Here is an 8,835-nt window from a genome sequence, read left to right as displayed (position 1 = left end):
TGGAGGTCAGCATCGGCGATCCTCCAGCAGCGTGTCGGCAACGGCCTGCGCATCATTGATCGCGCGCTCTGCTCCATCGATCATTGTCAGCAGTGAGCAGTAATCCTTCCCGCTGCCCTGGAAGATGGTTTCGGTCATCAGACGCATGGCGTGCAGGCAGCTCCGGGCAGTTCCGAACGCGTCATCGAGCTTGGTTGCGGCGGTCTTGGTCATCACGCATCCTCCGTCACGACGCGCAAAAGCGCTTGGAAAATTGCCTGCCGCTCGGGCCTGACCGGTCGGAAACGATGCGCGAAATATGGGAGATCATCGTTGTCCCGCAATATTTCGTCCAAGCGGACGCCGTCGAAGGTCTCACCCATGTGCAAGGCGAGGCCGGCCCAGCGAACCGTGTAGATTCGGCCGCGTGTAAGGCCGTTCATTTCCGGAATAGTCTCCGGGTCTGCGACCGGCCCTGGCCTGTCGTCGATGCACTCGACCAACTGGCCGCGATGGAAGTTGGTCGTCATGCGGATGCCCTCCCGTCGACGGTAAGCAGCATCGAGGTAAGAAGCGCCTTCACCTCGTCTTCGCTGGCCTCGGTGTCTTTGGTCCATTCGAGCAGGAAACGTGCTTTGCGGTCCTGCTCGGCCGCATTGGCGGGCCGATAGGCGCAAATCTCAAGGACAATGGCGTCCACCACGTTGCACGCATCAAACTGCGCCTGCCAAACATCATCGGTCGCCGTACCAGCCTCAATGTGGGCATCGGTCTCCTTGATCTGCCGATCGTGAAGGTTTTCGGCCTCGTGTTTTTGCTGCAACAGCACATCGAGCGGCGACGGCGGCGGAGCGGCATTGACGCCTTGGCCGGCCAACTCGCGAACACGAGCTTCGAACGTATCGGAAGGGTAGCTGTCGCCATAGTCGGTATCGACAAGGTACATCATTGCGACATCAGCAGGCGTTGCCGGCTCCGTAGCGATGATTTGCGCCTGGAGGCGCTGATATTCGGTGGAGCCTTTGTCCATCTCCTCGTCCGTCTTATCGGTCGAGGGGCGGTTACGAGTGGCGAGCCATTCGGCATACATTTCGGGGATGGTGCGGCTGGGAGCGTCGGCCATCACAGCACCTCCACTGCCGTAGTGGTTCGATAGATACGGCGACCAGATCGTGAGGGCTTCGCGCGAACGAGGATATGCTCCCGTTCATATTCGTCGTCCTTATCCTCAGGTGTGCGATAGAGGGCGGCGTCCGCGATTTCCTGCATCAGCGCATTAAGCCGCTCTGCTTCAGCTTTGAACCAGAGATAGGAGCCGGTCAGCAACGTGCCCTCGCAAACCTGCTCGTTTGCCAGCAGGATGTGATAAGCAGCGTGCAGCCCGTCGAACAAGGTTCGCATATCTACGAAACGCATCGCCTGGAAGCGTGATGGCATGGCTTCGCCGGCGGCCTGAACTGATGTGTTCGGCATGGTGGTAATCCTCAAAGGTGAAATCGGGAGAGGCGAGGCGCGCGGGGCGCCGTCAGCCTTGCTTGCGATACTTGCGGATCGCCGACTGGAGCCGCTTACGGGCGTTCGCCTCGTCGCGCTTGGCCTCGGTGAGGAGGTCGTATTCCGCCTCCGTCGCCGTGAGCATGCGTTCCATTTCCGGTGATCCCGCTTCCATGTGATCCCGGATGCGATGCTCCGTCTTCCAAGCATCGTAGGCGGCGCTGAGGTCCCGTTGCGCCTTCCGGCGCTTCTGCTCGCAGGTGTCCACGACGAGCGCGCGGTTGGCAATGTCGAGAAGATCCATGATGTTCTTGGCGCTGATCATTTCGCTCCACCTTTCGAAAGCTTAAAGGGGCGGCTGATGATTGGGTGCCGAACCATCGTTGCTGAGTGCGGCGTGCACTCGCTGACGAACCGCTTGAAAAGCGCCGAGATATCGCGGATCCAGTAGACGCCGTAGCTGCTGCCTTGGGCCTCTTCGTGACTGTTCTTCACCATCGCGAACGGCCGGATGCCATATCCCGGATGATCGAGCACCGTATCGACGATCGCTTCGGACAAGCCATGCACGCGGTTCATGCGCCTGCGGGCTTCCGACCTCGTTTCCGCGTTCTGCGGCTTCGCCTTCAGCGGTGCCGTCTGCTCGACGATTTCGACGCGCTCGACGATCTGCGAGTTGAACGCGTTCTGCTGCGCTTCCCGCCGCTCGCTGTCGGCCACCATGCGGAAGACCTGGGCAAGGGCTTCGGCCGTCGTCGGAATGGACGGCTGCACCTGCTCCAGCTCGGACAGCTTGTCGACGACGCGCTTGCGAAGCTTGATGTCGTAGCCGGTGACGAGGGTCATGGCATGCTCACGGTCGAGGAGGATTTCGACCGTCGCGTTACCGCTGCGAACGATCTCAAAGCCGAGGTGGTACCAATTGGTACCGGGGCCATACTGCTTGATCAGAATCTCGTCAGCCTTCGACCTGATCGTCTCGGCCCGTCGGGTAACACCGGCGGGTGCGAAGTCGCCAACCAGATCAGCGCAATAGATCTCGACGAGCATGCTACGCGTGTCGCGCAGAACCGTCTTGTGCTCTTTGTCGGTGAGGGTGGCGATTTCCTTCGTCGAAATGCGCACGGGTTTACCGCCTCCGCCAGGCGTGGTATTCATCAGCGCGTCCATAAAACCTCCTACGGCTTGGACAAATGGATTTCCGTGCTCGAACACGGCAGTCTCAGCGGCGGCTTTCGAAGCTCGAACTTCGATGCCGCCGTTTCAGTTTCCGGCCGGAGCCGGCATTTCCTCCCGCTGAACCCGCTCCATCCGTTCGCGCACGGCGCGGATGATTTCGCTGTTCTGCGAGCTTCCGTTTCGATCCGACTGCTGCGCCACGAACGACTTGATGTCGTGCGGCAGGCGAACCATCAATTTCACGACGTCCTCTTTCATTTCTTCATCCTTCGTTAAGAGGATGATGGCACATTGCCACCATCCAAGCAATAGGCGGTGGCATCGTGCCACCATTTATTTCGTGGCATACTGCCACTACTGATGATGGGGCCATGAAGGAAACACTCGCGAAAGACCTGGACAAGTTCGTCCTGCGCCTGCCAGACGGGCTGCGCGACCGCATCAAAGCGGCAGCGGAGATGAACAATCGAAGCATGAATGCTGAGATCGTGACTACGCTCGAAGGAGCGTATCCCCGACCAATCTCCCTTGAGGAGGTTGTCGCGGACGTTCGAACCTCCATTGCAATGCTTAAGAAATTCAAGGGCAAAACCCTGCTGATGTCGCTTGCCGATGATCTGGATCATCTCATGCTCGACATCTCGCGTTCTGCTGAGATGTCGCCAGAGGAACGTGAAGCGGCGAAAGAGCATGCTTACAATCATGGCAAGTTCACTCGCTTCGTCCCCCCCGAAGACTGACGCATCATGCCACTTCCCTCGCGCACATGCACGCGTATGCGCGGGTGGCGCGCGGCGCGCGGGAGAGTGCCTTCAACCCATCAAGAACATTGTCGGCGATCGACTTCGCGCTGAGCGCCACGGCCGAGACGGCATAGCCGTCGGCGCTGCCGATCCCATCCCCGATCTTGTCGAGAGCATGCAGAAGGTCGAGGAGTTCCGCGATCTGCTCGCTAAGCTCATAGGTTTTGGCGCAGGCTGAGCCAAAACCCTCTGCGGGATTGGCCCGACCAGGCCTCGCCAAGCCGTACATGTCGCTGATTTTCTGAAGCGCGAGGCGCCGCGGATACTCCGGGACAGCTTCGCCGGCCTCCCAGCGCGCAACGCTGGACTGGGACACGCCGAACGTCTTGCCGAACGCTGTCTGGTCGAGACCTGCGGCATCGCGGATATCCTTGATCCAGTCGGCAATAGAGGTCGGCGGCGGGAACGTCGGGCGCATGCTGGCTCCAGTTCGTTAACTGGCGCGACAGATAACACACAAAAATTATCGCCGTCAACACACAACACATAAATTTGTGTTATCTGAACTTCGAAAATTTCACGACTATCGGATGCACCAGTGTTGAACCGAGCTTCGGAAAAGTTTCCATGTGGGCTGGGGCCCACGTTTTGAACCGCCAGTTTTCCTCGTCTTGGTCGACGAGTGTGCGGACACGAAATACGCGGCGTGCATCGATTTCGTAAGATACCACCACATCTGCACCGTCCTGTGGCGGCAGATGAGGGTTCGCGACGACAATGTCGCCAGGGCTTACCGCTGGATACATATCGCGTTCGTTGACGATGAGGGCATAGGCCTCCTCGACCATCTCCACTGGGAAGGCGCGCGGCAAAATATTCGTGAGGTACAGTGAGCCCGAACCGCGCGCAAACACCGGAATGCCAGAATAATCACCAGCCTGCGGTAGGCCTATCATAAATCTGTGCTGCTCTGGGGTCCCCTCTCGATCAAGTCTCAGAGGCTTGACGTCGCGAGGGTTTACCAGGTTGACCATGCCCGCAAGGCCAACGACTTCGGCGATCTTGGCATAAAATTTGGACCGCTGGGTTTTCCCGCTTTCGATGCGGTCGACGGTCTGCTGGTTCGTGCCAGCTAGCTCAGCCACCTCCGCCTGCGTCAACCCGCGAGCTTTCCTTGCTTCTCGGATTTCCTCACCCGATCGCTTTTGCATGATCTCGATGATGGTGGGCAGCTGCTTTTCACTCATGGTCTCTCTCTGAAACAAAAAACACGTCTTGTAAAACACAAAATAACGAGTAATGTGTTGCGTATGTGTTAAGATTTATATGACCGGACAGGGATATGAGAAAAAAGAAAGCGTCTTCGCAGGTAACCCGCCTCATCGAGGCAGCCATCACAATCGCAGGATCGGAGGCCAAGCTCGGCGCTAAAGCGGGCTATTCGCAGAATGCCATTTGGTATGCGAAGCGGAACGGCCGGATATCGGGCGATTTGGCGGCCGCAATCGACAAGGCGACAAACGGGGCGATTTCCAAGGCGCAGTTGCGCCCCGACCTTTTCCAGTCGGACCAAAGCGCATCGGTGACCGTATGAGCCGCCCCGACCTCCCGGCCGACGAAATCACCCGCGCCGCGCAATGGCTCGCCGACATCGCCCGCTGGCCCGACGAGCCGGCCGATCTGCTCGTACACAGGTTCAGCCTGAAATACTGGCAGGCCAAGAAGGCGGTCGACAAGGCGAAGCGCATGAAACTGTACCGTCAGGTGCATGCATGACGCCCCGATGCAGCCCCACGGCAGGAAGACGCCCCGATGCAGCCCCACGGCAGGAAAAGCCGGGTTTTCCTGAAACCCACCTTTCCAGCTCCAACGCGCGTAACCGCGAGCGGGATGCCTGGGACGATTATCTCGACGCCTGGGGTGATCTGCGGCGCACGCGGTCGCTTCGTGACGCCTACCTCGTGGCCGCGCTTTTCGGCCGCTGGTTGGCCTTGAGAAGGCGGCGCGCATGACGAAGGGCAAGGCCCGGCGGGTCGACTTTTATCCTGATGAATATATCGCAGGCGTCGGCGGCGTTCTGCGCGCAGACGAGCAGGGTGTTTATTGGATGCTGTGCAGCCTCATCATGTGCGAGGGCGGCCCGATAGAAGAGAACAATCGGCGCTTTGCTGCGCTGTGCCGGATCAGGCCCGCCGACGTCAAAAAGATCGTCGAAACGCTGGTCCGTGCCGGCAAGCTGCTGCGGCAGAACGACGGAAAACTGCTGCGAGGTCATCGTGAATGACAGCGGCTTCATTCTGATCGCCAGAGAAATGTTGGATCATCCCGTGTTTGCTAACGAACCATATTGCGAGCGCTTGGCCTGGGTCTGGTTGATCCGCGAGGCCGCTTGGAAGGACCGTACCGTGCGGGTCGGCAGGGCCGTCATCGCCCTTTCGCGCGGCGTTTGCGCCGTGTCGACAAGGTTCCTCGCAGACCGGTGGCAATGGTCGGAAGCGCGTGTTCGTAGGTACCTAAAACGCATTGAAAAACAGGGCTTGATTGATATCAAAACCGACGCACATGCGACGCAGATAACTATTTGTAATTACGACAAATATCAGCTTTCAACGCAAACAAGCGACGCGGAAGCGACGCAGGGCCGACGCACAAGCGACGCAAACAAGAAAGAATTAAATACATTAAATACATTAGAGATAGATAAATCTATCTCTTGTTCGAAATCGCGTCATGCGAAGGCCGAAAACCGGTTCGAAGAGTTCTGGAAAATCTATCCGAAAAAGGCGAGCAAGCCCGCCGGACAAAAATCCTACGACCGTGCCGTAAAGCGGGCGAGCGAGGAAACAATCCTTGCTGGTGTCAAGGTCTATGCAGCGCAACGTGCCGGGCAGGATCCGAAATACACGAAGAACGCGTCGACCTGGCTGAACAACGATTGCTGGACTGAGACCATGGCCGGGTCCGCGCAACCCGACTGGCGCGACGACCCGATTTACGCAGGGGTCGAGTGATGGCTGATATCCTCGATCTCAAGCGGATGCTGAACGACCGCATCGTCTCGGTCTGCGAATACCTGCTGCCGGGTGGCCGCAAGGAGGGCGCGGAGTGGCGTGCCGGCTCCACCTCCGGCGAGAAGGGGCATAGCCTCGGGGTACGGCTGACTGGCCCGAAGACGGGCGTCTGGTCAGATTTCAGCGGGACCGAGGGCGGCGACGTCGTCGACTTGTGGCGAGAGTGCCGCGGTCTCGACCTGTCGGCGGCGCTCACTGAGATTTCCGACTGGCTCGGCGTCGAGCGGCCGGAGTTCTTCAAGCAGCCTCAGCAGAGCTATACCCGGCCGGAGAAGCCGAAATGCGGCCCGCCGAAGGGCAAGGTCCGCGAATACCTGATGGACGTCCGGTTCATTTCCGAGGACGTGCTACAGGCCTACAAGATCGGCGAGCGCGGCGGGGATATCATTTTCCCGTTCCTGCTTCCGAACGGCGAACTGGCGATGGCCAAGGCCCGCAAGGCCGAAGACGGGGCCAAGCCGGTTCCGACCGCAGCGAACTGCGAGCCGATCCTATTCGGCTGGCAGGCGATCGACCCCAACGCACGAACGCTGATCATCACCGAAGGCGAGATCGACGCCATGTCTTGGGCCTGCTTCGGCATGCCGGCCGTATCGGTGCCGTTCGGCGGCGGCAAGGGCGACAAGCAAAAATGGATCGAACGAGAGTTCGACCGTCTCGACCGATTCGAGAAAATCTATATCTCGACCGACATGGACCAGCCCGGCGACGAAGCCGCCGAGGAGATTGCAAGCCGTCTTGGCCGCCATCGTTGCTACCGGGTTTCACTGCCGCACAAGGACGCCAACTCCTGCCTTCAGGGCGAGGTTTCCACGGGCGATATGAAGCGGTTCCTACTGGAAGCAAGGAGCCTGGATCCAGCAGGCCTGAAGCGTCCGAGCGAGTATGTCGACAAGGTCATTCACCTGTTTTGGCCGGCGCCTGGCGAGCCTCTCGGTTACGAACTGCCCTACGATAAATTGCTGACGAAGTTTGCCTGCCGTCGCGGTGAGGTAACGCTTTGGACAGGCGCCGTCGGGCACGGAAAGAGCCAGATCATTTCCGACGGTATCGCAGGATTTATTCAGCAAGGCAGCCGCATTTGCATTGGCTCATTCGAAATGCCAGGCCCGCAGCAGTTGCGAAGATTGGTTAAGCAGGTTGGCGGTTTCGATCGCCCGAACGCACAGCAGATCAAGGAAATCCTGACCTGGCTGGACTATGGTCTCTTGATCTACGACCACGTCGGGAAGACCGACATCAAGGCCCTTCTGGATGTCTTCGATTACGCCAGAGCCCGCTATGGGTGTGACCAGTTCGTAGTCGACTCCCTCATGCGGTTGGGAGTGGGGTCGGATGACTACAGCGGTCAGGAAAAGGCGGTGTTCCAGATCGTCGATTGGACAGTTGCCAATTCCGTTCACCTTCATCTCGTTGCCCATGCGAAAAAGGGCGACAGAGATAGGGCCGGCGCACCGGAAACCGAAGACGTGAAGGGCGCCATGGAGATCGGCGCCAACGTTCATAACATCATCAGCGTGTGGCGCAACAAGGCCCACGAGGAGAAGGTTCGGCAAGCGCACAACGATGTCGAGCGCGACGTTCTCGACGAGAAGCCGAGTGTTATCCTTAACGTCGCCAAGCAGCGAAATGGGGATTTCGACGGAAAGATCGGCCTTTGGTTCGATCGCGAAACCTACCGCTACCACACCACAAATAACCGCTTCTACTGGGACCGGCAGTATGTGCCGAGAGGAGAACACGCATGACGGATACGGCGATAATCCCGCGCGAAAAGGCATGCTTCTACTGGAATGACTTTGATCCGGACATCCCTCGCGGCAAGGATGTTCTGGTCCTTTCGATCGACGACCCGCATCGTGATCGAAAGAGCGCGACCTATGAAAATTCGTCCGGCGCGCTGATTGGGGACTTCCAAAGCTTCTCCAGCGCAGAGAAGGTTTTTCGGGAGTTCTTTGAACAGGACTCGGTATTGGCCGCGCCGACAAACGTCTACGCCAGTTTGCTCAACGAGTGGCTGCGCGAGTTCTCCAAGATCGAAGGCTTCATGGACCCGCTCGTCAACGTCGACGAGGAGCGCGAGTACTATGCGCATGTTCGCATAGGACACCACGGCAGCAGCGCCGCTGACCGTGATGATTTGTCTGACATTCTCGCGGCACTCGGCCCAGAGACTTGTGCCGAAATAGAGGCCATCCGTTGCGTCGGCGCTGGAAGCTACGAGGTCGAGGTCTCCGTCACGGATCGGAGTGCGGCGGAAAAGATTGGCCGCGAGATCGGAAGCTATCTGCACTTCAAAACACAGACAGGTAGCGCGGTTCGCGTACTCACGCCGCCGGTCGTTGTTGAAACCCTGGAATTCTAGGAGA

At 58.8% G+C, this 8,835-nt stretch carries 16 protein-coding genes; 7 read left to right on the top strand and 9 right to left on the bottom strand.

Annotated features, from left to right (window positions below):
* Nucleotides 1–6: 6 nt before the first annotated feature.
* The 7 genes from WMC41_RS16155 to WMC41_RS16125 all read right to left on the bottom strand — a co-directional run bounded on the left by WMC41_RS16155 (nt 7) and on the right by WMC41_RS16125 (nt 2,910).
* Nucleotides 7–213: a hypothetical protein gene (locus WMC41_RS16155; RefSeq protein WP_432344778.1), complete on the bottom strand. Its 207-nt coding sequence runs from the start codon at nt 211–213 to the stop codon at nt 7–9.
* The gene (locus WMC41_RS16150; RefSeq protein WP_432344776.1) at nt 213–509 is read right to left on the bottom strand and encodes a hypothetical protein; all 297 of its coding nucleotides are present in this window, start codon (nt 507–509) and stop codon (nt 213–215) included. Before WMC41_RS16150 ends, WMC41_RS16155 begins: the two co-directional genes overlap by 1 nt.
* Complete coding sequence (locus tag WMC41_RS16145) at nt 506–1,102, bottom strand: hypothetical protein (RefSeq protein ID WP_432344774.1); 597 nt, start codon at nt 1,100–1,102, stop codon at nt 506–508. The genes WMC41_RS16150 and WMC41_RS16145 overlap by 4 nt, the downstream gene beginning before the upstream one ends.
* Nucleotides 1,102–1,452 carry a hypothetical protein gene (locus WMC41_RS16140; RefSeq protein ID WP_432344772.1) on the bottom strand — a complete coding sequence of 117 codons (351 nt, stop codon included), beginning with the start codon at nt 1,450–1,452 and terminating at the stop codon, nt 1,102–1,104. The genes WMC41_RS16145 and WMC41_RS16140 overlap by 1 nt, the downstream gene beginning before the upstream one ends.
* A 52-nt stretch (nt 1,453–1,504) precedes the next feature.
* A complete protein-coding gene (locus tag WMC41_RS16135; RefSeq protein ID WP_432344770.1) occupies nt 1,505–1,798 on the bottom strand; it encodes a hypothetical protein in 294 nt (97 codons plus the stop codon).
* Complete coding sequence (locus WMC41_RS16130) at nt 1,795–2,643, bottom strand: hypothetical protein (RefSeq protein ID WP_432344768.1); 849 nt, start codon at nt 2,641–2,643, stop codon at nt 1,795–1,797. Before WMC41_RS16130 ends, WMC41_RS16135 begins: the two co-directional genes overlap by 4 nt.
* 93 nt (nt 2,644–2,736) lie before the next feature.
* Entirely contained in the window at nt 2,737–2,910 is a 174-nt protein-coding gene (locus tag WMC41_RS16125) for an Arc family DNA-binding protein (RefSeq protein ID WP_432344765.1), read from the bottom strand.
* A 113-nt stretch (nt 2,911–3,023) separates the two neighbouring features.
* Between WMC41_RS16125 and WMC41_RS16120 the strand changes: the two genes are divergently transcribed.
* Nucleotides 3,024–3,392, top strand: a complete 369-nt coding sequence (locus WMC41_RS16120) for an Arc family DNA-binding protein (RefSeq protein ID WP_432344762.1) — start codon at nt 3,024–3,026, stop codon at nt 3,390–3,392.
* A 4-nt stretch (nt 3,393–3,396) separates the two neighbouring features.
* Here WMC41_RS16120 and WMC41_RS16115 read toward each other — a convergent pair whose 3' ends face one another.
* The gene (locus tag WMC41_RS16115) at nt 3,397–3,873 is read right to left on the bottom strand and encodes a helix-turn-helix domain-containing protein (RefSeq protein WP_432344759.1); all 477 of its coding nucleotides are present in this window, start codon (nt 3,871–3,873) and stop codon (nt 3,397–3,399) included.
* A 79-nt stretch (nt 3,874–3,952) separates the two neighbouring features.
* Nucleotides 3,953–4,642 carry a helix-turn-helix domain-containing protein gene (locus WMC41_RS16110; RefSeq protein ID WP_432344756.1) on the bottom strand — a complete coding sequence of 230 codons (690 nt, stop codon included), beginning with the start codon at nt 4,640–4,642 and terminating at the stop codon, nt 3,953–3,955.
* Between the two features lie 95 nt (nt 4,643–4,737).
* Here WMC41_RS16110 and WMC41_RS16105 point away from each other — a divergent pair, with 95 nt between their 5' ends.
* From WMC41_RS16105 to WMC41_RS16080, 6 genes are all read left to right on the top strand, one after another.
* On the top strand, nt 4,738–4,989 hold the full coding sequence (locus WMC41_RS16105) for a transcriptional regulator (RefSeq protein WP_432344753.1): 252 nt from the start codon (nt 4,738–4,740) through the stop codon (nt 4,987–4,989).
* Nucleotides 4,986–5,171: a hypothetical protein gene (locus WMC41_RS16100; RefSeq protein ID WP_432344750.1), complete on the top strand. Its 186-nt coding sequence runs from the start codon at nt 4,986–4,988 to the stop codon at nt 5,169–5,171. The genes WMC41_RS16105 and WMC41_RS16100 overlap by 4 nt, the downstream gene beginning before the upstream one ends.
* Nucleotides 5,172–5,403: 232 nt before the next feature.
* Nucleotides 5,404–5,679 carry a DUF1376 domain-containing protein gene (locus WMC41_RS16095; protein WP_432344747.1) on the top strand — a complete coding sequence of 92 codons (276 nt, stop codon included), beginning with the start codon at nt 5,404–5,406 and terminating at the stop codon, nt 5,677–5,679.
* On the top strand, nt 5,672–6,406 hold the full coding sequence (locus WMC41_RS16090; protein ID WP_432344745.1) for a hypothetical protein: 735 nt from the start codon (nt 5,672–5,674) through the stop codon (nt 6,404–6,406). Before WMC41_RS16095 ends, WMC41_RS16090 begins: the two co-directional genes overlap by 8 nt.
* Nucleotides 6,406–8,214 carry a toprim domain-containing protein gene (locus WMC41_RS16085; RefSeq protein WP_432344742.1) on the top strand — a complete coding sequence of 603 codons (1,809 nt, stop codon included), beginning with the start codon at nt 6,406–6,408 and terminating at the stop codon, nt 8,212–8,214. The genes WMC41_RS16090 and WMC41_RS16085 overlap by 1 nt, the downstream gene beginning before the upstream one ends.
* Complete coding sequence (locus WMC41_RS16080; protein ID WP_432344740.1) at nt 8,211–8,831, top strand: hypothetical protein; 621 nt, start codon at nt 8,211–8,213, stop codon at nt 8,829–8,831. The genes WMC41_RS16085 and WMC41_RS16080 overlap by 4 nt, the downstream gene beginning before the upstream one ends.
* Nucleotides 8,832–8,835 lie beyond the last annotated feature (4 nt).

It is taken from the genome of Shinella yambaruensis, assembly GCF_050859155.1.
Classification (GTDB): Bacteria; Pseudomonadota; Alphaproteobacteria; order Rhizobiales; family Rhizobiaceae; genus Shinella; species Shinella yambaruensis.
Note: the sequence above shows the minus strand (reverse complement) of the source record. Positions and strands in the feature narration are given on the sequence as shown.

What these genes read in the sequence shown, in the direction of transcription:
- WMC41_RS16155 (WP_432344778.1), bottom strand. Translation starts at nt 213, where the DNA reads ATGACCAAGACCGCCGCAACCAAGCTCGATGACGCGTTCGGAACTGCC.
- WMC41_RS16150 (WP_432344776.1), bottom strand. Translation starts at nt 509, where the DNA reads ATGACGACCAACTTCCATCGCGGCCAGTTGGTCGAGTGCATCGACGAC.
- WMC41_RS16145 (WP_432344774.1), bottom strand. Translation starts at nt 1,102, where the DNA reads ATGGCCGACGCTCCCAGCCGCACCATCCCCGAAATGTATGCCGAATGG.
- WMC41_RS16140 (WP_432344772.1), bottom strand. Translation starts at nt 1,452, where the DNA reads ATGCCGAACACATCAGTTCAGGCCGCCGGCGAAGCCATGCCATCACGC.
- WMC41_RS16135 (WP_432344770.1), bottom strand. Translation starts at nt 1,798, where the DNA reads ATGATCAGCGCCAAGAACATCATGGATCTTCTCGACATTGCCAACCGC.
- WMC41_RS16130 (WP_432344768.1), bottom strand. Translation starts at nt 2,643, where the DNA reads ATGGACGCGCTGATGAATACCACGCCTGGCGGAGGCGGTAAACCCGTG.
- WMC41_RS16125 (WP_432344765.1), bottom strand. Translation starts at nt 2,910, where the DNA reads ATGAAAGAGGACGTCGTGAAATTGATGGTTCGCCTGCCGCACGACATC.
- WMC41_RS16120 (WP_432344762.1), top strand. Translation starts at nt 3,024, where the DNA reads ATGAAGGAAACACTCGCGAAAGACCTGGACAAGTTCGTCCTGCGCCTG.
- WMC41_RS16115 (WP_432344759.1), bottom strand. Translation starts at nt 3,873, where the DNA reads ATGCGCCCGACGTTCCCGCCGCCGACCTCTATTGCCGACTGGATCAAG.
- WMC41_RS16110 (WP_432344756.1), bottom strand. Translation starts at nt 4,642, where the DNA reads ATGAGTGAAAAGCAGCTGCCCACCATCATCGAGATCATGCAAAAGCGA.
- WMC41_RS16105 (WP_432344753.1), top strand. Translation starts at nt 4,738, where the DNA reads ATGAGAAAAAAGAAAGCGTCTTCGCAGGTAACCCGCCTCATCGAGGCA.
- WMC41_RS16100 (WP_432344750.1), top strand. Translation starts at nt 4,986, where the DNA reads ATGAGCCGCCCCGACCTCCCGGCCGACGAAATCACCCGCGCCGCGCAA.
- WMC41_RS16095 (WP_432344747.1), top strand. Translation starts at nt 5,404, where the DNA reads ATGACGAAGGGCAAGGCCCGGCGGGTCGACTTTTATCCTGATGAATAT.
- WMC41_RS16085 (WP_432344742.1), top strand. Translation starts at nt 6,406, where the DNA reads ATGGCTGATATCCTCGATCTCAAGCGGATGCTGAACGACCGCATCGTC.
- WMC41_RS16080 (WP_432344740.1), top strand. Translation starts at nt 8,211, where the DNA reads ATGACGGATACGGCGATAATCCCGCGCGAAAAGGCATGCTTCTACTGG.